Origin of the sequence: Mycetocola lacteus, from assembly GCF_003667575.1 — a bacterium.
Lineage (GTDB): Bacteria > Actinomycetota > Actinomycetes > Actinomycetales > Microbacteriaceae > Mycetocola > Mycetocola lacteus.
Genome location: NZ_RCUY01000016.1, coordinates 39,332 through 61,084 on the forward strand (window position 1 = coordinate 39,332; position 21,753 = coordinate 61,084).

General features: G+C 66.8%; 15 protein-coding genes, 1 tRNA gene and 1 riboswitch. Of the genes, 14 read left to right on the forward strand and 2 right to left on the reverse strand.

Going from position 1 to position 21,753, the window contains the following annotated elements:
• Positions 1-212: 212 nt before the first annotated feature.
• The 14 genes from D9V34_RS16875 (at position 213) to D9V34_RS16940 (ending at position 17,965) form a co-directional block, all read left to right on the forward strand.
• Entirely contained in the window at positions 213-1,673 is a 1,461-nt protein-coding gene (locus D9V34_RS16875) for a phytoene desaturase family protein (protein ID WP_121689631.1), read from the forward strand.
• 58 nt (positions 1,674-1,731) lie between these two features.
• Complete coding sequence (locus D9V34_RS16880) at positions 1,732-4,839, forward strand: DNA polymerase III subunit gamma and tau (RefSeq protein ID WP_121689632.1); 3,108 nt, start codon at positions 1,732-1,734, stop codon at positions 4,837-4,839.
• Positions 4,840-4,896: 57 nt separating this feature from the next.
• The gene (gene recR, locus D9V34_RS16885; protein ID WP_121689633.1) at positions 4,897-5,493 is read left to right on the forward strand and encodes a recombination mediator RecR; all 597 of its coding nucleotides are present in this window, start codon (positions 4,897-4,899) and stop codon (positions 5,491-5,493) included.
• Between the two features lie 133 nt (positions 5,494-5,626).
• Positions 5,627-6,892, forward strand: coding sequence for an aspartate kinase (locus tag D9V34_RS16890; RefSeq protein ID WP_121689634.1), 1,266 nt, complete (start codon positions 5,627-5,629; stop codon positions 6,890-6,892).
• A 191-nt stretch (positions 6,893-7,083) separates the two neighbouring features.
• Entirely contained in the window at positions 7,084-8,139 is a 1,056-nt protein-coding gene (locus tag D9V34_RS16895; protein WP_121689635.1) for an aspartate-semialdehyde dehydrogenase, read from the forward strand.
• Between the two features lie 62 nt (positions 8,140-8,201).
• On the forward strand, positions 8,202-9,926 hold the full coding sequence (locus D9V34_RS16900) for a sensor histidine kinase (protein WP_183092025.1): 1,725 nt from the start codon (positions 8,202-8,204) through the stop codon (positions 9,924-9,926).
• Positions 9,916-11,127 (forward strand): GGDEF domain-containing protein, encoded by a 1,212-nt coding sequence (locus D9V34_RS16905; RefSeq protein ID WP_121689637.1) that lies wholly within the window; start codon positions 9,916-9,918, stop codon positions 11,125-11,127. The genes D9V34_RS16900 and D9V34_RS16905 overlap by 11 nt, the downstream gene beginning before the upstream one ends.
• Positions 11,124-12,602, forward strand: a complete 1,479-nt coding sequence (locus D9V34_RS16910; RefSeq protein ID WP_121689638.1) for a malate:quinone oxidoreductase — start codon at positions 11,124-11,126, stop codon at positions 12,600-12,602. Before D9V34_RS16905 ends, D9V34_RS16910 begins: the two co-directional genes overlap by 4 nt.
• Before the next feature lie 59 nt (positions 12,603-12,661).
• Positions 12,662-13,282, forward strand: coding sequence for a thymidine kinase (locus tag D9V34_RS16915; protein WP_121689639.1), 621 nt, complete (start codon positions 12,662-12,664; stop codon positions 13,280-13,282).
• Positions 13,279-14,604 (forward strand): UDP-glucose dehydrogenase family protein, encoded by a 1,326-nt coding sequence (locus tag D9V34_RS16920; RefSeq protein ID WP_121689640.1) that lies wholly within the window; start codon positions 13,279-13,281, stop codon positions 14,602-14,604. Before D9V34_RS16915 ends, D9V34_RS16920 begins: the two co-directional genes overlap by 4 nt.
• A 57-nt stretch (positions 14,605-14,661) precedes the next feature.
• A riboswitch (TPP riboswitch) is annotated at positions 14,662-14,753 on the forward strand.
• Positions 14,745-15,554: a hydroxyethylthiazole kinase gene (thiM, locus tag D9V34_RS16925; RefSeq protein ID WP_121689641.1), complete on the forward strand. Its 810-nt coding sequence runs from the start codon at positions 14,745-14,747 to the stop codon at positions 15,552-15,554. It overlaps the preceding riboswitch by 9 nt.
• A complete protein-coding gene (gene thiE, locus D9V34_RS16930) occupies positions 15,551-16,213 on the forward strand; it encodes a thiamine phosphate synthase (RefSeq protein WP_121689642.1) in 663 nt (220 codons plus the stop codon). Before thiM ends, thiE begins: the two co-directional genes overlap by 4 nt.
• On the forward strand, positions 16,210-17,751 hold the full coding sequence (locus D9V34_RS16935; protein ID WP_121689643.1) for a bifunctional hydroxymethylpyrimidine kinase/phosphomethylpyrimidine kinase: 1,542 nt from the start codon (positions 16,210-16,212) through the stop codon (positions 17,749-17,751). Before thiE ends, D9V34_RS16935 begins: the two co-directional genes overlap by 4 nt.
• A gap of 140 nt (positions 17,752-17,891) precedes the next feature.
• Positions 17,892-17,965 (forward strand) — tRNA-Pro (locus tag D9V34_RS16940).
• A gap of 214 nt (positions 17,966-18,179) precedes the next feature.
• Here D9V34_RS16940 and D9V34_RS16945 read toward each other — a convergent pair.
• Together D9V34_RS16945 and D9V34_RS16950 are read right to left on the reverse strand one after the other, a co-directional pair.
• Positions 18,180-19,139 carry a metallophosphoesterase gene (locus D9V34_RS16945; RefSeq protein WP_121689644.1) on the reverse strand — a complete coding sequence of 320 codons (960 nt, stop codon included), beginning with the start codon at positions 19,137-19,139 and terminating at the stop codon, positions 18,180-18,182.
• Between the two features lie 14 nt (positions 19,140-19,153).
• Positions 19,154-21,721 (reverse strand): transglycosylase domain-containing protein, encoded by a 2,568-nt coding sequence (locus D9V34_RS16950; protein ID WP_183092026.1) that lies wholly within the window; start codon positions 21,719-21,721, stop codon positions 19,154-19,156.
• Positions 21,722-21,753: the final 32 nt, after the last annotated feature.

Here is a 21,753-nt window from a genome sequence, read left to right on the forward strand (position 1 = left end):
ACACGGATGGCGCCCCCCGACTTGGGGCGATTTTTTCGCGCCCGTTTGCCACCCCGTGTCACGTTTCTGGCTCCGATGTTTCGCAACATTACGCCGCGTCAAAAACCGGGCAATTGCGGGGTTTTTGCGGGGATGTGGCCCAGTCGGGGGTCGGAAGACACCCGAAGGATCCGCCTCCACTCGAACGCGGCGGTGCGGCCTAGACTGGCCCCATGACATCGGCGGCAATCATCGGAAGTGGCCCCAACGGACTCGCGGCGGCGGTGACCCTGGCGCGGGCCGGGCTTGCGGTCACCGTGTTTGAGGCCGCGGATACCCCCGGCGGCGGGTGCCGCACCGAGGAACTGACCCTTCCCGGGTTCTGGCACGACTGGGGTTCCGCGGTGCACCCGATGGCGATGACCTCCCCGTTTTTTCAGGCTTTTGGACTGACCGAGCGGGTCCCCTATGCGATACCCGAGATCTCCTATGCCCACGCGCTGGAGCCGGGCACCATCGGGGTGGCGTACCGAGATTTGAACCGCACGGTGGCCGAATTGGGTGGCGATGGCGCACGCTGGCGACGAATCTTTGCCCCACTGGTCTCCCGGCTGGAGCCCGTCGCCAATCTGATCTCGGCACCGCTGGGAAATGCGCCCGCCCATCCGATCCTGGCGACCCGGCTGGGGCTCGCGGTCTTGGCCGCCTCGCCGCTGGGGGAGGCGAGTGTGGGTTTGCGTTCGGAGGTTGCCCGAGCGATGTTCGCCGGTGTCGCGGCGCACGGCATCGGAAACATTCGCTCGCTCGCGCTGAGCGCCGTGGGGCTGATCCTCGCTGCGCACGCCCACGGCCCCCGCGGGTGGCCGGTTCCGATCGGTGGTGCCGGTGCGGTGACCGCCGCGCTTCTGGCCGACCTCGAGGCGCACGGTGGGCGCGTGCTCACCGGCACCCGGATCACCCATGCGGATGAGCTGCGCGGCTCCGACGCCATCATCTTTGATACCTCTGCTCGCGATCTCGCGCACATCGCCGGTGATGTGCTGCCCGAGAAATATCGGAAGAGCCTGCGCTCATTCCGTTACGGGAATGGTTCGGCCAAGGTGGACTTCGCGCTCTCGGAGCCAGTGCCCTGGCTGGATTCCGCCCTCAGGGAGGCACCTACCGTGCATCTGGGAGAGAGCGCCCGCAGCATCGCTCGTACCGAGAATGCGGTGACGCGTGGAAATATGTCGGATCAGCCATATGTGCTGATCACGCAGCCCTCGATCGTGGATCCCGGTCGCGCCCCCGAGGGGAAGGCGGTGCTCTGGGCCTATGTTCATGTGCCCGCGGGAAGCACGTTGGACCCAACCGAGATCATCATCGCGCGGATCGAAAAGTATGCCCCGGGGTTCCGGGACACCATCCTGGCGAGTGTGCACACCAGCGCCGCCCAGGTGGAGGAACGCAATCCCAGCATGGTCGGCGGAGACATCGGAACCGGGGCCACCGATCTGCCGCAGCTCCTGGCTCGTCCGGTGCTGGCACGCGAACCCTGGCGGACTCCGGTGCCCGGGCTGTATCTCGGCTCAGCCTCGGTCCCGCCGGGGCCCGGCGTGCATGGGCGGGGCGGTTTTGCTGCCGCCGGCGCCGCCCTGGCGGACCTGGGAATCCCCCTCCCGGACCTGGGATTTGGCTCGGGGCGAACGGCCTAGATCCGGAAATCCCGTTCCGGGGCTGGGATGGTCGGTGGTCCCCGATTAGACTGGGCAGGTGGTTACCGCTCTCTATCGCCGTTATCGGCCAGAATCTTTTGCCGAACTGATCGGTCAGTCTCAGGTGACCGATCCGCTGATGACGGCGCTGCGCACCAACCGCGTCAACCATGCCTACCTCTTCTCGGGTCCGCGTGGGTGTGGAAAGACCACTTCGGCCCGCATCCTGGCGCGCTGCCTCAACTGCGCCGAGGGTCCCACCGATACCCCCTGTGGCGTGTGCCCGAGCTGTGTGGAGCTCAGCCGTGACGGCGGCGGTTCGCTCGACGTGGTCGAGATCGACGCCGCGAGCCACGGTGGCGTCGAGGACGCTCGAGACCTGCGCGAGCGTGCCGTGTTTGCCCCGGCTCGCGACCGCTTCAAGATTTTCATCCTGGACGAGGCCCACATGGTCACGGCCAACGGCTTCAACGCGCTGCTCAAGATCGTGGAGGAGCCGCCGGAGCACGTGAAGTTCATCTTCGCGACCACTGAGCCCGATAAGGTCATCGGCACGATCCGCTCGCGCACCCACCACTATCCCTTCCGGCTGATCCCGCCGGCGCAGATGCTGGAGTACGTCGAGTCGCTGTGTGCCTCGGAGAAGATCGCGACCGAGCCCGGCGTGCTGCCGCTCGTGGTGCGCGCGGGAGGAGGTTCGGCGCGAGACACCCTGTCCCTGCTGGACCAGCTGATCGCCGGATCCGAAAACGACACGGTGTCGTATGAGCGAGCCGTGGCGCTGCTGGGGTTCACCCATGGCGCGCTGCTGGATGAGGCAGTGGATGCGCTGTCCCAGCGCGATTCGGCCGCGGCCTTTGCCGCCGTGGACCGGGTAATCCAGACCGGTCAGGACCCACGTCGATTTGTGGACGACCTGCTGGAGCGCCTCCGCGACCTGATCGTGGTGGGCGCTAGCGGAGACGCCGCCGCCTCGGTGCTGCGTGGGGTTCCCCAGGAGGATCTGGACCGGATGGCCGTGCAGGCGGCCGCATTTGGTCCCGCCGCCCTGAGCCGGACGGCCGATATCGTCAACGATGCACTGGGCGAGATGGTGGGGGCTTCGGCCCCGCGCCTGCACCTGGAACTGTTGGTGGCGCGCGTGCTGGTCCCCGGATCGGATGACAGCGAGCGCGGTGCCCTGGCTCGGGTCGAACGCCTCGAACGCCAGATCGTGACCGGTGGCGCACTGCTCTCGGGCGCGTCCATTGCGGATGTGCCCGGCGTGGGCGATCCGGCAACCGCGGGCCTCAGCGGTGCCGACCTGGCTCGTGCCGCGGGCAAGCGCCCGGCCGCGCAGACCCCGGCCGCACCCGCGGTGGCGCAGGCCTCGGCCGTGAGCGCTCCCGAACCGCGGGCGGCATCGGTGCCCGCAGCACAGGCGGTGCCCACGAGCGCAGATTCCGCAGCCCTCGTACCCGCGACCTCGACAGCCGCGACGTCGACGCCCGCAACCCCTGCCCCGGCAAGCTCGGCTGCGGCAGCCACCTCCGCGTGGTCCACCGCGAACATCGGTCAGGGCGCGTCATCGGCCCCCGCCAACACCCCGGCGTCCCGTACCGACACGGCACCGGAGAGCGTGGCCCCCGAGACCGCCGCCCCGGCACCCCAGACCTCGGCCGCAAACGTCGCCCCCGCGCCGCGGGACCCCAACCGTCCCCTCGACTTTGCCCAGGTCCGTGATGCCTGGCCCGAAGTCTTGGACCACCTGGCGGCGGGCAAGCGGGCATCCTGGATGGTCGCCAGTACCGCGACCGTGCGGGCGTTTGAGAACGACGTACTGACCCTCAGCTTCCCCAGCCAGCTCGACGCCGAGGGATTCCGTCAGCCGGCACCCAACGGTGAGGGCGTGAGCGCACACGTGCGCGCCTCGATCCTCGCGGTGCTCGGGGTGACGGTGAAGTTCATCGCCCGAATCGACGCGTCCCCGGCCCCCACGGTGATCCCGCCGGCCGTCATTCCGCCGGCCGTGATTCCGCCGGCGTCCGCGCCCGCCGCTCAGGACTCAACGGTGTCGGACTCAACGGTGTCGGATTCGACGGTGTCCGCCTCGACCGCCCCGGTTCCCCCGGCAGTCGAATCCTCGGATGCGGCGACGGACGGCCCCGGCCGCTCGGCTGGCTACGCCGCGGCGCCCACAAAAACCAACCCCGCCCCGGTCGCCGAGGCGCCTATTCCGGCACCGACTGCACCGTCTGCACCGACTGCGCCGAGCACCTCCGACGCTCCGGCAGCCGAGAGCGCCGCGTCGGCCCCCGCGGCACCCGAGATGGTTCTGCCGGATGGGCTCACGCTGGGTCCGGCGGCAACCGGCTGGGCCGTGGCGGCGATCCCTGGATCCGCTCCCGCCACGACGCCCGCGGCCCCCGCCGCAGCCCCCGCCGCGGCACCGCGAGCTGCCGCTGCGGCACCGCCTGCTGACCCCGCGCCCGTCCAGGAACGCCCCGCCACCGCCGCCCCGGCGGCCGGTGCGATGGATGCCGAGGACATCCCGTTCCCTGACGATAATGATGCCCCACCCGCGGATGACGAACCGCCGTTCCCGGATCCCGGTGGCGGCTTTGGTGGACCCCGCGGACCCCGCGGCACCCAGCCCGGTGGGGGTCAGCCCGGAAACAACCAGCCCGGCGGCAATCAGCCCGCCGCCTGGGCCCCGGCCGCAGTGATTCCGCCGGCCGCCGCGATCCCCCCGGGTGCGGCCATCCCCCCGGGTGCCGCGATCCCGCCGGGTGCCACCAACCGCGCCCCGGCAGCACCGGGCCGCTTCGCCGCGCTGTACAGCGACAACGCCCCCGCGGAGCCCGCCCTAGGTGGCCCCAACGCCGCCACCACTACCGCCACCCCCACCCCAGCCACCGCATCGCAGGGTGCACAGGCCGAGGCCTCCGCGCCCTCCATTCCGGCCGTAGATCGGCCGCTCGATGAGGGCTCGGACCCGCACCCGCCGACGCCGTCACCCGCCCCCGCGGAGGCCACCGCGCCGCCTCGTGAGGCCCCCACCGCAACCGCGCGGTTTGCTCCGTCCTCGGGAAACCGCTACGGTGAGGCCGTTGTCCGCGAAATTCTCGGCGCGGTTTTCCTGGAGGAACAGGCCTATATTCCGGCCACCCGCTTCGACCGCGGATAACATCCGGTACCACACCGGAAAACGGCACGGCTTGCCCGTGCGGAGATAAGGAACCACATGTACGAGGGAATTGTTCAGGAACTGATCGATGAGTTCGGTCGCCTGCCCGGAATCGGTCCCAAGTCTGCCCAGCGCATCGCGTTCCACATCCTGCAGACCGAGAGTGTCGACGTGGCTCGACTGTCCGAAATCCTCGGTCAGATCCGCACCCGCGTGCACTTCTGCGAAATCTGTGGCAACGTCGCCGAGCAGGAAACCTGCTCGATCTGCCGCGATCCGCGCCGTAACCAAACCCTGATCTGTGTGGTGGAGGAAGCCAAGGACGTGGTGGCCATCGAGCGCACCCGTGAGTTCCGTGGTCTCTACCATGTGCTCGGCGGCGCGATCAGCCCCATCGACGGTATCGGCCCGGATGATCTCCGGATTCGGCAGCTCATGCAGCGCCTGGCCGATGGAACCGTCACCGAGGTGATCCTCGCCACCGACCCGAACCTTGAGGGGGAGGCTACCGCCACCTACCTCAGCCGTTTGCTCACCACCCTGGAGGTTAAGGTTACCCGCCTCGCCTCGGGCCTGCCGGTGGGCGGCGACCTCGAATACGCCGATGAGATAACCCTCGGTCGCGCGTTTGAGGGTCGCACCGTCATTGGCTAGATCCCGCCGCATGAGTGAGGTGTGCGCCACCACCCCGTGGCGAACCTCGTAATATGCCGGGGTCGTTATTCAAGGCGATTTAGACTAAACATCCGGCGGGCCGTATGCCCGCACCATTCCCCAGGAGTATCACGTGAGCCTAATCGTTCAGAAATACGGCGGATCGTCGGTTGCCGACGCCGAGAGCATTAAGCGCGTCGCCAAGCGAATTATTGCGACCCGCAAGGCCGGAAACGATGTGGTTGTGGCCGTCTCGGCCATGGGGGACTCGACCGATGAGCTGATGGACCTCGCCCACGAGGTCTCCCCGATTCCCGACCAGCGCGAGCTGGACATGCTGCTCTCCAGCGGCGAGCGGATCTCGGTGGCTCTGCTGGCGATGGCCATCAAGTCGATGGGCTATGACGCCCGTTCTTTCTCCGGTCCCCAGGCGGGAATGCGCACCGACACCCACCACGGATCGGCCCGCATCGTCGAGGTGGATCCGGTTCGTCTGCGTGCGGCACTGGATGAGGGTGCGATTGTGATCGTGGCCGGATTCCAGGGCCTCTCCCTAGACACCGCCGACATCACGACCCTCGGTCGCGGCGGCTCGGACACCACCGCGGTGGCCCTGGCCGCGGCACTGAACGCCGACGTCTGCGAAATCTACACCGACGTGGACGGCGTATTCACCTCGGACCCCCGCGTGGTTCCGCTCGCGCGTAAGATCGACAAGATTACCGCCGAAGAAATGCTGGAGCTCGCGGCCAACGGTGCCAAGGTGCTCTACATTCGCGCGGTGGAGTTTGCGCGTCGTCACGGCGTCACCCTGCATGTTCGTTCATCATTCAGCAACAACGAGGGAACCCTCGTATACAACCCGAAGGAGGGTGACGAGATGGAACAGCCCATCGTCACCGGTGTCGCCACCGACCTGAGCGAGGCCAAGATTACCGTTGTGGGTGTCCCCGATGTCCCCGGTAAGGCCGCTCAGATTTTCAGCCTGATCGCCAAGACCGAGGCCAACGTGGACATGATCGTGCAGAACGTGTCGGCGGCGTCGACCGGTCTGACCGACATTTCCTTCACCCTGCCCAAGTCGGAGGCCCAGCTGGTCCTCACCGCGCTGCGTAACGAGCAGGAGACCATCGGTTTCGTCTCGGTCCAGCACGATGACCAGATCGGCAAGCTCGCCCTGGTGGGTGCGGGGATGAAGGCTAACACCGGTGTCTCGGCCAAGCTGTTCCAGTCGCTGTCCGACGCGGGAATCAACATCGAGATGATCTCGACCAGTGAGATCCGCATCTCCGTGGTGACCCGCGCCGACTCGGTCAACGAGGCCGCTCGCGTGGTGCACTCGGTCTTCGGCCTGGACAACGACATCGAGGCCACCGTCTACGCCGGTACCGGTCGCTAGGTTTCCCACCACGCCTGATGTGGTGCGCCGGTCGATGCTGTCGACCGGCGCACCGCTGTATCTGTCACCATCGGATGCCGCCTCGACGGGATGGCCATCCGCACACCACCGCCGGGTGAGAATCCGCCCAGCGTAAAATTTCGCAGCGTTATCGCTCGCTAGACTGAGCAAAAGCCAAAGGAGACACCGCAATGACCACTGGAGTACGCCTCGGGATCGTAGGCGCCACCGGACAGGTTGGCACCGTGATGCGCCAGCTGCTGCAGGACCGCAACTTCCCGATCGCCGAGCTGCGTCTGTTCGCCACCGCGCGTTCGGCCGGCAAGACCGTGCGCTTCGGCGACACCGACGTTGTGATTGAGGACATCGAGACCGCGGATCCGACCGGTTTGCAGATCGCCCTCTTCTCGGCCGGTGCGACCGGTTCGCGCGCTCACGCCCCGCGCTTTGCCGCCGCCGGTGTGACCGTGATTGACAACTCCTCGGCCTTCCGTGGTGACCCGGAGATTCCGCTGGTGGTCTCCGAGGTCAACCCGCACGCGCTGAACCACCTGCCCAAGGGCATCATCGCCAACCCTAACTGCACCACGATGGCCGCAATGCCGGTGCTCAAGGCCCTGGACGCCGAAGCTGGGCTGACCCGCCTGGCGATCACGACCTTCCAGGCCGTGTCCGGTTCCGGGCTCGCCGGTGTGGCCGAGCTGGCAGGTCAGGCCCGCGCGGCAGTGGCCGATGAGAACTTCGAGCGTCTGGTGCACGACGGTTCCGCCGTGACCCTGCCCGAGCCCGCCGTTTACAAGCGGCCGATCGCCTTCAACGTGGTGCCGCTGGCCGGTGCCATCGTCGAGGACGGCGAGGGGGAGACCGACGAGGAGAAGAAGCTCCGTAACGAGAGCCGCAAGATCCTCGAGCTGCCCGAGCTGCTGGTGGCCGGAACCTGCGTCCGGGTGCCCGTGTTTAGCGGTCACTCGCTCTCGGTACACGCCGAGTTCTCCGGCGAGATCACCCCGGAACGCGCCACCGAGATCCTCGCGGCTGCCCCCGGTGTCGAGCTCAGCGAGATCCCGACCCCGCTGCAGGCGGCCGGTCAAGACCCGTCGTATGTGGGCCGGATCCGCGCCGACCAGTCGGCCCCGGCCGGCCACGGCCTGATCCTGTTCATCTCGAACGACAACCTGCGTAAGGGTGCCGCGCTGAACACCGTGCAGATCGCCGAGTTGCTCGCCGAGAAGCTGCTGGCTAGCTAACGATTGTCATGAACGACCGGCGGCGGGGATTTCCCCGCCGCCGGTCGTTGTATTCTCGGAGAATGCGCGCACCGAAAATTCCCCAGCCCTTCGCGGCAGATCCGCGCTCGGTCCGGGCCGGTGCACGCCCGGGAACGAGCCCGCTCACGCCATCATCGCTGCCCGAACATAACGGCCCGCTGACCGCGAGTAGCCGCGAGCGTGAGGTATTCCTGGCCCAGCTGCTGCTGGCCGTGGTGGTGCTGATCATCGTGACCGCCTCGCTGCTCCTGGATCCCGAGGTGCTGCGCTCCCCGGTGATTCTGACCGGGGTGGGCCTAATCTTTTTGGCCACCATGATGGCGGCGATCGGTCGCTGGTCGAGCTGGCCGCGCTGGCTGATCATGGTCCTGCCAATCGTGGACATTGTGGCGATCGTGCTGATCCGCAATGGTGATGTGGCCCTGGGGGCGGGTCTGCTGCTGGTGTTCCCGGTGACCTGGCTGGCCGGCTATTTCGGGCGCACGGGCGCGATTGTCGGTCCAGCCTTCGCCTCGCTCCTACTCTGGGTGATCGCGCCCGAGGGACCGATGGGTCTCCACGATCTGCCCCGCATCCTCCTGCTGCCGATCACCCTGATCTTTATTTCCACCGCGACCTATCAAAACACCCGTCGCAACGCCGCCCAGCGCGCCCTGCTCACCCGTCAGTCGGCCATGATGACCCGCTCCTATGACGATGCTCGGATTCAGCAGGGCACGCTGGATACGGTTCTGAACGCGGTGCCGTTTGCCGTGGTCGCCTATGATGCCGAGGGAAACCGCGGACACCGCAATGATGCGTTTCGGGTTCTCAAGCTGCGCTATGGCAGCCACAGTACCGCCCACGCCGAGGGACGGCTGTTTGGTGCCGACCGGCGCACGGTCCCCGATGCGACCGATCTGCCGCTTGAGCGGCTGCACCGCGGCGAGGAATTCTCGGACCTCATCCTGTGGCTCACCTCGCCGCTGGCCCCGAGCATCGCCCTGGCGGTATCGGGCCGTCAGCTGCCCGAGGGCGGCTCGGTTCTGGTTCAGCGCGATATCACTTCCGAACTCCAGGCGCTGCGCTCCCGGGACGACCTGATCGCCTCGGTCTCGCACGAGCTGCGCACCCCGCTGACCTCGGTGATCGGCTACCTGGACCTGGTGCTCGATGATGACGGTCTGGATGAGGGTACCCGCAAGCAGATCGAGATCATCCTCGGCAACTCCGAACGGATGCTGGCGATTGTCTCGGACCTGTTGCAGGCGGCGCGAGACTCCGATCAGGCGTTTGTGTTGACCCGTGGACACTGTGATCTGCGCGAGATCGTCGGGGAGGCCATCGCCTCGGCCGAGCCCGCGGCGATGGACCGTAACGTGAGCCTGAGCATCAGCGCCCCCGACACGGTCCCGCTGAACGCCGACGGCTTCCGCCTGCGCCAGGTGGTGGACAACCTGGTGAGCAACGCCCTCAAGTACAACCGCGATGGGGGCACGGTCACCGCCCGCATCGACACCGATGAGAGCGGCGTCCGGCTGAGCATTGCCGACACCGGCCTGGGGATGTCCGACCAGGACCGCGCCCGGGCGTTCCAACGCTTCTACCGCGCCGACGATATGCGCATCTCCACGATTCACGGGACCGGGCTGGGCCTGGCCATCTGCCGCGACATCATCGACCAGCACGGCGGCTCGATCGAGGTGGCCAGCGAGCTGGGTATCGGCACCATCGTCACCGTCACCCTTCCCCAGCACAGCGAACGGATCCCCGAAAATGAACTTTGATGCGGCGACCCTGCAGCTGGTCAACGGCCTGATGGCCATCATCTGTGCGGTGCCGTTTGTGCTGCACACCGTGTTCCGGGGGCATGATCGCGCGGGCCTGTACTGGTCGCTGGGTTTCATGTCCGGGCTGGTGAGCGCCGGCTGCTATGCCGTCTCGGCGACGCTGAACGACGGCTGGGTCATTCTGGCCGTGGCCAACGGCGCGTTTGCGCTGACCCTGGGTGCGGTGTGGAGTGGGACCCGACTCTTCAACGGGCGGCGGTCGCTGATCCAGATACCAATTCTTGCTGGACTGGTCTGTGCGGCGCTGGTCCCGGTGTTCTGGGCGGAGTATGGAACGTGGGCGGGTGCCGCCGGCTACATGGTCACCGTGGGCATCTTTGCCGGGCTGATTGGCTGGGAGGCACTGCGTCCGCCGCTGCGCCGCAACGTGTATGCGCGGGTGTTTGCCACGGCGATGATCCTGGGCGGGCTGTACCAGCTGGACCGCGCGCTTGAGCTGACGGCGACCGGCGTCAAAACCATCGAGGCGAGTCCGCTCTACGGAAGTGCCACGGCCACGCTGGTGGTGACCGTGCTGCTGGTGATCTCCTCGATCTGTCTGACCGCGATCCGCGCCGAACGCGATACCCAGCACCGGCTGGCACCCACCCCGGGCGGCGGTGCTGTGAACTTCTCGATGGACGTGCTCTCGGCACCGGCCTTCGCCGCCGGGGCCAAGGATCGGATGGTGCGCTCCCGGCAGCACGGGATCCGGGTGGCGCTGCTCCAGCCGAGAATCGACGGGCTCTCCGACTTCCAGGTGGCCTATGGTGCCTCGGCTGCACAGGAGGCGATTCTGCGGTTTGTGGGGGTCCTGCGTGGCAGCGTGCCACCCACCGCGATCATCGGTCACCTCGGTGAGGGGCACTTCGCCGTCCTGGCGATGATGGACGAGGTGACCTCGGGGCGCGATGTGGCCCGCGGCATCCTTACGACCCTCGCCGAAACCCCGCTGGCCCCCGAGCGTGGCCTGCGGATGAGCGCGAGTGTGGGTGTGGCCGAACAGTCTGAGCCCGGGGTCGAATGGGACATTCTGTGGGGCGCGGTGAACGAGCGCCTCGCCGCGGCGCGTGCCGACGCGGGAAACGTGATCGCCGAGGTGCGGGTTGCCCGGGACGGTTCGCGGGTTGATGCGTTGGGGCATAAGCTAGCCTCATGACGACTTCACAGCCGGTCGACGTGGCTCTTATCGGCGGCGGTATCATGAGCGCAACGTTGGCTACTCTTATTTCCCGGTTGCAGCCGGACTGGTCAATCGAAATCTATGAGCGTCTGGGCGATGTCGCCCAGGAGAGCTCCAACCCGTGGAACAACGCGGGCACCGGCCACGCGGCCATGTGTGAGTTGAACTACATGCCCGAGGCCCCGGATGGCACCGTCAATCCGGCCAAGGCACTGCAGATCAACGAGCAGTTCCAGGTGTCCCGACAGTTCTGGGCACACCTGGTGCGTGAGGGGGTGCTGCACGACCCGAACACGTTCATCAACACCGCCCCGCACATGACCTTTGTGCACGGCGAGAAGGACGTGGAGTACCTGCGTAAGCGCTTCGAGGCGCTGCGCAACGAGCCGCTGTTCCAGACCATGGAGTACTCCACCGACACGCGCGTCATCAACCAGTGGGCACCGCTGCTGATGACAAAGCGTCTGGCCGGCGATACATATGCGGCCACCCGGATGAGTGCCGGAACCGATGTGGACTTCGGTGCGCTGACCCATGAACTGATGGACGCCGCGGTGGCCTCGGGTGCCAAGCTGCGCCTCAACCACGAGGTGCGCGGGCTGAAGAAGCTGGCCGATGGGACCTGGCGCATCCGCTCGCGTGATCTGGTGGGGCGCACCCCGCGTGAGATCAACGCCAAGTTTGTGTTTGTGGGTGCCGGTGGATGGGCGCTCAAGCTGCTGCAGAAGTCGGGCATCCCCGAGATCAAGGGCTACGGGGTCTTCCCGATTTCCGGGGCGTTCCTGCGTACCGACAACCCCGAGATCGTCGCCCAGCACTCGGCCAAGGTGTACAGCCAGGCCGCGGTGGGTGCCCCGCCGATGTCGGTGCCGCACCTGGACGCTCGCGTGGTGGACGGCCAGTCCAGCCTGCTGTTTGGGCCCTACGCCGGGTTCAGCCCCAAGTTCCTGAAAAACGGAAACCTGGTGGACCTGATCACCCAGCTGCGTCCGGGCAATATCATCCCGATGCTCGCGGTTGCCAAGGACAACCCCTCGCTGATCTCGTACCTGCTTAAGGAGCTGACGGCCTCGCGGGCCAAGAAGCTCGCCGCGCTGCGCGAGTTTATGCCCACCGCCGAGGCCAAGGACTGGCACCTGATCGTGGCCGGTCAGCGTGCCCAGGTCATCAAGAAGGATCCGAAAAAGGGTGGCATCCTGCAGTTCGGCACCGAGCTGATCGCCGCTGGAGACGGGTCGATCGCGGGTCTGCTGGGCGCCTCCCCGGGTGCCTCCACCGCCGTGCCGATCATGATCGACCTGCTCAAGCGATGCTTCCCGAACGAGTACTCGGGCTGGGAACGTGAACTGACCCGGATGATCCCGACCCTCGGCACCAACCTCAACGACGATCCCGATCGCGCCCGCGCGGTGCTGGCGGAGACCGCCGAGGTTCTGCAGATCGAGCTCTAGGCGTCCCTGCTGTGAGCGAGCCGGGGCAGCGGATGCCCCGGCTCGCTTAGACTGGTCCAATGGCGAAACTGTATTTCCGCTACGGGGCGATGAACTCGGGCAAGAGCACCGCCCTGCTGCAGGCCGCGTTTAACTATGAGGAGCGCGGACACCGCGTGCTGCTGGCTAAGCCCGGCATCGATACCAAGGCCGATGGCGCTATTAGCAGCCGCCTGGGGGTGAGCCGTGAGGCTGATTTCCTAATCGGCTCCGGGGCTGACGTACACGAGCTGTTTGCTTTGGCCCGTGGGAGTGAGCCGGTGCATGCCCTGCTGGTGGATGAGGCACAGTTCCTGGAGACCGCGCAGATCGATGCACTACTGGAGATCGCGCTGCTTGAGGATGTCCCGGTGCTTGCCTACGGCATTCGCACCGACTTCCAGACCGTGGCGTTCCCCGGGTCACGACGCCTGCTGGAGATCGCCCACAGCATCGAGGAACTCAAGACCATCTGCCGCTGCGGGCGCAAGGCCCTCTTCAACGCGCGGATCGAGAATGGTCGCTTCGTCTTTTCCGGAGAACAGGTGGTGATCGACGGCACCGAGGCCGGCTACGAATCCCTCTGCGGAAACTGCTATCTCACCGAGTGCGGCGGCAAGATGCCCCACCACGCCGTGCGCGAAACCGAGTCGGCCCGATGAAAATTTCGGTGATCGGTTGCGGGTATCTCGGTGCCGTACACGCGGCGGCGATGGCGACCCTGGGCCATGAGGTGGTGGGCCTCGATGTGGATCCGGAGAAAATTGCCGCGCTCTCGGCGGGCCGAGCCCCCTTCTTCGAGCCGGGACTTCCCGAGCTGCTGGCGGAGGCAGGCGCGACGGGCAAGCTGCGCTTCACGATCGATCCCGAGCTGCTACGTGGTGCCCGAGTGCACTTTCTCGCGGTGGGGACCCCGCAGGCCGCCGATGGCGGTGCTGCGGATCTGAGCTATCTGCACGCGGCCCTGGCGACCCTGCTTCCCCGACTGTCGCCCGGCGATCTGGTTGTGGGCAAGTCCACGGTACCCGTGGGAACCGCCGAGACCCTGCGTGCCCGCGTGCGTGAGCGCGGGGCCGAACTGGCGTGGAACCCGGAGTTCTTGCGGGAGGGCTTTGCCGTGCAGGACACCCTGCGGCCCGACCGTCTAGTCTACGGATTCGCCGCCGAGACCCTGGTACGCGAGGGGGACGGTGTCCGGGCACCGGGCATCGAACTGCTAAACGAGGTGTATGCCGATGCTCTCGCGGCGCACACACCGCTCGTGGTTACCGATTTTGCCACGGCGGAGCTGGTGAAGGTCGCGGCCAATGCATTCTTGGCCACCAAGATCTCCTTCATCAATGCGATGGCCGAGATCGCCGATGTGACCGGGGCCGACGTGAGTGATTTGGCCGTGGCCATCGGCCACGATGAGCGCATCGGATCGCGCTTCCTGCGTGCCGGTATCGGGTTCGGAGGCGGCTGTCTGCCCAAGGACATCCGCGCGTTTTCCGCCCGTGCGGAGGAGCTCGGGGTGGGGGATTCGCTGGGCTTCCTGGCCGAGGTAGACCGGGTGAACCTGCGCCGGCGCGACCTGGTGGTTGACCGGGTGGCCTCGATCCTGGGAGATCTGGACGGCCGCCGGGTCACGGTTCTGGGGCTCGCATTTAAGCCCGACAGTGATGATGTGCGCGATTCCCCCGCGCTGGATATTGCGACGCGGCTCGCCGCTCGTGGCGCTCTGGTGACCGCAACCGATCCGCAGGCGATCCCCACCGCGAGCCGGCTGGCCCCGCGCCTGAACTATGTGGGGGACACCTCGGCGGCTCTCGCCGGTGCCGAGATTGTGCTGCTGCTCACCGAGTGGTCGGAGTATCGAACCCTCGATCCCGTGGCCGCCGCAACACTCGTAGACACGCCGATCGTGATTGATGGACGCAACTGCCTGGATCGCTCGGCCTGGCGCGGCGCGGGCTGGGCCTATCACGGCCTGGGACGCCGCTAGGCGGCCCGGGCGATTCGCCGAGAACCCGGCCGGGTGTGATAGCGTGACACCCGAAAACCACGTGACACGGGGTGCCCTCCGGGGCTGAGATTACACCCGTCGAACCTGATCTAGCTTGTACTAGCGAAGGGATGTCGCGCATGTCGCGCACGCCAGAAAACCTTATTTCTCAGACCCAGACCGCCCTCGAGCGGGTGCGTGAAACCGCGCCACTCGTGCAGAGCATCACCAATGCGGTGGTCACCAATTTCACCGCGAATGCTCTGCTGGCGCTCGGAGCGGCACCGGCGATGTGTGACATCGTCGGCGAGGCCGGACCGTTTGCCCGCATCGCCCAGGGGCTGCTGATCAACCTCGGCACCCCGGTGCCCGAACAGCGTGAAGCCGCCCGTGAGGCCGTGAGCGCCGCGAACGAGGCGGGTACCCCGTGGGTGCTTGATCCGGTCGCGATCGGGGCCCTGCCGATCCGTACGGCTCTCGCGTTGGAGCTGCGCGAGTTGCGCCCCACCATCATCCGCGGCAACGCCTCGGAGATCCTGGCGCTGGCCGAGGCCGGTACCGGCGGACGCGGCGTGGACGCGACCGATGGGGTCGAGAGTGCGCGGGATGCCGCGGTGTCACTTGCCCGCCGAACCGGCGGGGTCCTCGCGGTCTCCGGACCCACCGACCTGGTCACCGATGGGGAGCGCTTTGTGCGCCTGTCCAACGGTCATGTGCTGCAAACCCGGATCACCGGCGGGGGATGCGCCCTGGGCGCGGTCCTGGCGGCCTTCGCCTCCGTAGATGAGGACCCGCTGGTGGCGGCCGTAGCCGCGGTCAGCACCTACAACATTGCCGCCGAGCTCGCGGCCGAGCGTGCGCCGCGGCCGGGCAGCTTCCAGATCGCGTTCCTGGACGCCCTGGATGAGGTCTCTCCCGCGCACATCGCCGCTCGGATGGTGATCGCATGAGCCTGCCCCAGCCCGACCTCTCGGTCTACCTGGTGACCGATACCGCCCAGCTGCGCGCCGCCGGACACGATCCCGTGGGCGGTGTGCTGGCCGCGGTAGCCGGGGGCGTCAACACCGTGCAGGTGCGTGAGAAGGACGCCTCGGCCCGCGACTTCCTGGCCTACGTCGAAGCCCTCTCGGCGGCCCTGCCCGCGCATGTGTCCCTGATTGTCAACGACCGGGTGGACGTGTTTCTCGCCGCCCGGGTGCGGGCGGCCCGGGTGGCTGGCGTGCACGTGGGGCAGAGCGATCTGCCGGTGACCGCGATCCGCTCGCTGATCGGCACCGACGCGATCCTCGGGCTGTCCGCCAGTACCCCCGAGGAGATCGCGGCCGCCGCGGCCTCGGGGGTGGTGGATCACATCGGCATCGGACCGCTGCACAACACGACCACCAAGGCCGATGCGCCGGACGGGCTGGGACACCCGGCGGTTGCTCGACTCGCCGCCGCTTCGCCGTTGCCCGCGGTGGCCATCGGCGGTCTGCACGCCGCAGATCTGCCGATCCTGCGTGCGGCGGGCCTGGAGGGTGCGGCGCTGGTGTCTGCGATCTGTGCCGTCCCCGACCCCGAAGCAGCGGCCCGCGAGCTGCGTGCAGCCTGGAACGGAGCGGCGGCATGAGCGCGGAGGTTTCCAACCCGAACCCGGAGGCCTCCGGTCCGGTCCGAGTCCTCTCGATCGCCGGCACCGATCCCACCGGTGGGGCCGGCATCCAGGCCGACCTCAAGTCCATCGCCGCCAATGGCGGTTTCGGGATGGCCGTGGTCACCGCCCTGGTTGCCCAGAACACCCGGGGTGTGCGTAGCGTGCACGTGCCGCCCGTGGCCTTCCTGCGGGAGCAGCTGGATGCGGTCTCGGATGACGTGGTCATCGACGCGGTGAAGATCGGGATGCTCGGCGACGCGGAGGTGATCGACACCGTGACTCGCTGGCTGGATGAGGTCCGCCCGCCCCTCGTCGTCCTTGACCCGGTGATGATCGCGACCAGCGGCGACCGGCTCCTGGCGGCCGAGGCCGAGACTGCGCTGCGCGGCCTGCTCTCGCGGGCACACCTGATCACCCCCAACATCCCCGAGCTGGCAATCCTCGCCGAGGAACCCGCTGCCACCACCTGGCCGGGTGTCCTGGAGCAGGCGCTGCGCGTCTCCGAGCGCTATGCCGTACGGGTCCTCGCCAAGGGCGGACACCTGGAGGGGGCGCATGCTCCGGACGCCCTGGTTGATGCCTCCGGCACCCTGCCCGAGCGGGCGCGCGTGGTGGAATTCTCGGGTGTGCGTATCCACACCGAAAACACCCACGGAACGGGCTGTTCGCTCTCCGCAGCCCTGGCCACTCGAATTGCCGCGGACGGGGACTGGCTTGCGGCCATCGCCGAGGTCAAGCGCTGGTTGACCGAGTCGATCACCCACGCCGATTCGCTGCACGTGGGTGAGGGTCACGGGCCGATCTCCCACTTCGCCGGACTCTGGTCGCGCGGCGGCCTGGCAACCGAGCGTGCGGCCGGTGAGTACCTCGAAGACTGGTGGCAGGCCATCGCCCCGATCCGGCACCGGGCAAATACTCTCCCGTTTGTTGAGCAGCTGGGTGCGGGAACCCTCGATCGCGACGCGTTCACCTGGTACCTGGCCCAGGACGCGCTCTACCTGCGGGACTATTCCCGGGTGCTTGCCGAAGCCTCAAAGCTTGCTCCAACCCCCGAAGAACAGGCGTTTTGGGCTGCCGGCGCCAACGGGGCGATCGCCGCAGAGCTCCAGCTTCACCAGGGCTGGTTGCCCGAGGATGAGGTGTTCTCCACGCCGCCCGCTCCGACGACCATCGCCTACGTGGATCATCTGCTGGCCGCTGCCGCGCGCGGTGAATACGCGGTGATTATCGCCGCGGTGCTGCCCTGCTACTGGCTCTATCAGGACATCGGGACCCGCCTGGTGGCGCAGTCACATCCCGAGCACCCGTATGCGAGCTGGCTGGAAACCTACGCCGATGAGGTCTTCGCCCGATCCACCCGCTCGGCGATTGGATACGTGGGGGAGGCCGTGCGTCGGGCGGATCCGGAGACGCGGGCGCGGATGTTCGAGGCCTTCGAGCGCGCTTCGGCCCATGAGGTCGCCTTCTTTGCCGCCCCACTGGAGGCTCGAGCGGTTCCCGGACACGCCGAATGACACACCCGGCGTGCACATTCCCCCGCGGGTGTGCACGCCGGAAAACCGCGGAAACACGCTAAAAAAACGCCGCTTTTGGGGTCCGTGGTCAAACTCCGGGTGAAAATCAGGTACTCTAATAGAGGTCGCAAGATCACCATCGGGGTGTGGCGCAGCTTGGTAGCGCGCTTCGTTCGGGACGAAGAGGTCGTGGGTTCAATTCCCGCCACCCCGACAGATGGAAACATCAAAGCCGGTCAGAGAAATCTGACCGGCTTTTGTTTTGCGCCGGGCCACTCACCCACTCGGCGGCTGTGCTCGTCCTCCTCCGCAGGGGTGCTCTCCTTCGCGCTGACGCAGGGCATACTGTCACACGGCATACATGCGCACAAGACGCCCGCACACGTGGGTGTACGGGCGTCTGAGGCGTGCCTGAGGCTTGGGGACGTCTAGCGGGCCACCAGGGTGACCAGCGTGGCCTCGGGGCGGCAGGCAAAGCGCACCGGGGCATAGATCGAGGTGCCGAGGCCCGCCGAGACGTTGAGGTAGGCGCTGCGGAACGCGTGTCGCCAGAGGCTCAGTCCCTTGACCTGACGTCGCGGAATATCGCAGTTGGTCACCAGGGCACCCACCCCCGGGACGCACACCTGTCCGCCGTGGGTGTGGCCGGCCAGGATCACATCGGCCCCGTGGGTGACAAACGAGTTGAGCACACGCTGATACGGGGCGTGAGCGACGCCGATGTGCAGTGCGGGTGCGGCGGTGTCGGACTCGAAGGAATCGGCGTCCTCCTGCCCGTCCAGGAGGCCGGTGAGCAGATCGAGACGGTCCCGTCCGATGTGCGGATCGTCGACCCCGAAGAACCCGATCCGCGTCCCGCGAATGGTGATCTCATCCACCCGGTTGTTGAGTGAGCGCCATCCCAGCGCCTCGGTGAAAAAGCGCTCGAGCCGCGGGGTATCGAGATCCTTGGAGCGGCGCGGTGCCGAGGCCCCTGAGGAGGAGGGTCCACGGAAATATCGCAGCCAGTTTTTCCGCACCGGACCGTAGTAGTCGTTGGAACCGTTGACGTAGACGCCGGGAACCCCACCAAACTCGGCAAAGGCCAGCTCGATCCCACGGATTCCGTCGGCATGGCCGAGATTATCGCCGGTGTCCACCACGAGGTCGGGCTGTTCGGCTGCCAGCGAGCGCACCCAGGCCTGCTTATCGCGCTGCCAGGGGGCCATATGCAGATCCGAGAGGTGCAGGATCTTGATCGGTTCGCTTCCCGCCGGAAGCACCGGGATCTCGACCCGACGCAGCGTGAACAGGCGCCGTTCCACCAGGCTCGCCCACGCAAAACACCCCGCGGCCGCGACGGCCAACACCCCCACCAGGGGAGTAATTCTGCCGGTCCGTCGGGCCATCGGGGTGCTCCTTGCTAACAGCTCTGCTTGGTTACGGTGATGGAGGCCGGCGTATTGGCCGGGTTCACCATCGTATTGGCGGCGGGGATCTGTGCGGTCACCTTACCGTCACCGGGCGGCGCGGTCGGGTCGGCCACACACTTCTGATCCACGCTGGTGAAGCCGATGCCCTGGAGGGCCGACTTCGCCTGATCGCCGGTCATGTTCGACAGATCCGGAACACTCTTCCCGGTGCCGTCACTGGGGCGGATGGTGATCGTGTTCCCCGAGGTGACGTTGGTGCCGGCGGCCGGGTCGGTACCCGCCACCATTCCCGCGGCCACACTCGAGAGAACCGGGTCACCCACCTGCACGTTGAATCCGGCGGCGGTGAGCGCGGCGGTGGCGTCGGCGACGCTCTGACCGCTCACATCCGGGACCGGGCTCTGCTGGGTCTTGGTCAGCGAGGCATCCGGCTTCGGGAAGGCGTCTCCACCGAACTTGCCGATGGTCGCGGTGGTGATCCCGGCAAACGCGCGGAACTTTGCCTGGAAGGCGCTGGTACCGTTTGCCTGCACGTTATACATCGAGGACTTGCGGCCGGTGCCGGGCATACCCTGCACGTTTCCGATCCAGAACGAGGTCACGGCCTTGGTGGTTCCACCGGTGATCCAGGTGTCATACGCGTCATCCGCGGTACCGGTCTTACCGAACTGCGGGGCACCGGGGACAACCGCGTTGGCGGCGGTTCCACCGGGACCAAACACGGCCTGCATGGCGTAGGCCGCGGTGTTGGCAACCTCGGGGGTTACCGCCTGGTCGCAGCTGGACTTCGGCACGGCCATGTCCTTACCGCCCGGGCCCACGATCTTGTCGATGGCAACCGGGGTGCAGAACTTACCCTGTGCGGCAATACCCGCGAAGGCACTCGCCATGGTCAGCGGGGCGATTTCGTTCGCACCGAGGACCGAGGAGGGGAGCTTGGAGAGCTCGCCACCGTCTGCGCGGTGGACACCGAGGGACTCGGCGGTCTTACGGATGTCGCACAGGTCCAGCTTGCTGGCCATGTTCACAAACGCGGTGTTGACCGAGCGTCGGGTCGCCTCATAAGGGGTGATTCGGCCCGATCCGCTACCGTCGTAGTTCTGGGGGTTCCAGGGCGCGGTGGTCATACGACCCCCGGGTTCACAGCTGTCCGTCCACCGGGTGTAGGACTGTCGGCTGGCGTCAACGGTGTCGTTGAGCGACTTGCCGGACTTCAGCCAGTCCAGCAGCACAAAGACCTTGTACTGCGAACCCACCTGGAATCCGTTGGAGCCACCGTAGTTGTAGTCGGTGTTGTAGTTGATGCTGGTGTGCGAACGGCTTGCCTGGCCCACCTGCTGGTCCTCGGAGAAGGTCTTGTTCTGGACCATCGCCAGCACGCGGCCGGTACCCGGCTGCACGGTCGAAGCAGCGGCACCGAGCTCAACGTTCGGCTTCTCCTCGGGAACCCAGCGATCCATCGCAGCCTGGGCGGCGTTCTGGATGTCGAGGTCGAGGGAGGTGTAGACGTCCATGCCACCGCGACGCAGGGTCGCACGCCGGTCATCCAGGGTCGCACCGAATTCGGGGCTGTTCAGGATGATGTTCTGCACGTAGTTACAGAAGTAACCGGCGTTTCCGGCGGCCTGACATCCGGTGCTCGGCGGCTTGAGGTTCGGCTCAATCGGGCTCGCCACGGCCTCATCGTGCTGAGCCTTGGTGATCTTCCCCTCCTTGAGCATCTTGTCGATGACGTAGTCGCGGCGGTCCTTGGTCAGCTTGTAGCCGTTGGCCGCACCATTCTTCTCGCTATCGGGGCGGTCGATGCGCAGACCGTTGGGGTCGTTGATGGTCGCGATCAGCGTCGCAGCCTGCTGGATGTTGACATCCTTGGCGGACACACCGAAGTAGTACTGAGAGGCTGCCTCGACACCGTAGGAGACACCACCAAAGTTGGCGATGTTGAGGTACCCGAGCAGGATCTGGTCCTTGGTGTACTTCTGCTCCACACCGATCGAATAGCGCATTTCGCGCAGCTTACGTTCGGGGGTCTGGCGGATCGCATCCTGATAGGCGGCGTCACGCTGTTCCTTATTGGTGATCTGTTCAGCGTTCTGCACCAGCACGTTCTTCACGTACTGCTGGGTGATCGAGGATCCGCCCTGGGTGCCGGATGACTTCACAAAGTTTGACAGAACGGCACGGGTGGTACCGATCAGGTCCACGCCGCCGTGATCGTAGAAGCGCGGGTCCTCGGTGGAAACCGCGGCGTCCTTAAAGTATTGGGAGACTTCGTCCCAGCCCACCTGCTGGCGGTTCTGGTCGTAGAAGGTGGCCAGCAGCTGGTGGCTGCCGTCCGAGGCGGTCGCGTAGATGTTTGTACGCTCCATCGGCGGATCAATGTCCAGGAAAGCCGGGAGCCCATCGAATGCGTTGATCGCACCCTTGGTGGACATGCCGGTCACGGCGAGGGCGGGGGTGACCGCTGCGGTCACGAGGATCCCCGCGGCGACGCTGAGACCGATGAAGCCCATCAGGCTACCCAGGACACCGCTACCGGTACGTTTTTCTTGAGGCATAGGATTCAGTTTAAGCGACATTGCTGAAAGAA

What these genes read in the sequence shown, in the direction of transcription:
- D9V34_RS16875 (WP_121689631.1), top strand. Translation starts at nt 213, where the DNA reads ATGACATCGGCGGCAATCATCGGAAGTGGCCCCAACGGACTCGCGGCG.
- recR (WP_121689633.1), top strand. Translation starts at nt 4,897, where the DNA reads ATGTACGAGGGAATTGTTCAGGAACTGATCGATGAGTTCGGTCGCCTG.
- D9V34_RS16895 (WP_121689635.1), top strand. Translation starts at nt 7,084, where the DNA reads ATGACCACTGGAGTACGCCTCGGGATCGTAGGCGCCACCGGACAGGTT.
- D9V34_RS16900 (WP_183092025.1), top strand. Translation starts at nt 8,202, where the DNA reads ATGCGCGCACCGAAAATTCCCCAGCCCTTCGCGGCAGATCCGCGCTCG.
- D9V34_RS16905 (WP_121689637.1), top strand. Translation starts at nt 9,916, where the DNA reads ATGAACTTTGATGCGGCGACCCTGCAGCTGGTCAACGGCCTGATGGCC.
- D9V34_RS16910 (WP_121689638.1), top strand. Translation starts at nt 11,124, where the DNA reads ATGACGACTTCACAGCCGGTCGACGTGGCTCTTATCGGCGGCGGTATC.
- D9V34_RS16915 (WP_121689639.1), top strand. Translation starts at nt 12,662, where the DNA reads ATGGCGAAACTGTATTTCCGCTACGGGGCGATGAACTCGGGCAAGAGC.
- D9V34_RS16920 (WP_121689640.1), top strand. Translation starts at nt 13,279, where the DNA reads ATGAAAATTTCGGTGATCGGTTGCGGGTATCTCGGTGCCGTACACGCG.
- thiM (WP_121689641.1), top strand. Translation starts at nt 14,745, where the DNA reads ATGTCGCGCACGCCAGAAAACCTTATTTCTCAGACCCAGACCGCCCTC.
- thiE (WP_121689642.1), top strand. Translation starts at nt 15,551, where the DNA reads ATGAGCCTGCCCCAGCCCGACCTCTCGGTCTACCTGGTGACCGATACC.
- D9V34_RS16935 (WP_121689643.1), top strand. Translation starts at nt 16,210, where the DNA reads ATGAGCGCGGAGGTTTCCAACCCGAACCCGGAGGCCTCCGGTCCGGTC.
- D9V34_RS16945 (WP_121689644.1), bottom strand. Translation starts at nt 19,139, where the DNA reads ATGGCCCGACGGACCGGCAGAATTACTCCCCTGGTGGGGGTGTTGGCC.
- D9V34_RS16950 (WP_183092026.1), bottom strand. Translation starts at nt 21,721, where the DNA reads ATGCCTCAAGAAAAACGTACCGGTAGCGGTGTCCTGGGTAGCCTGATG.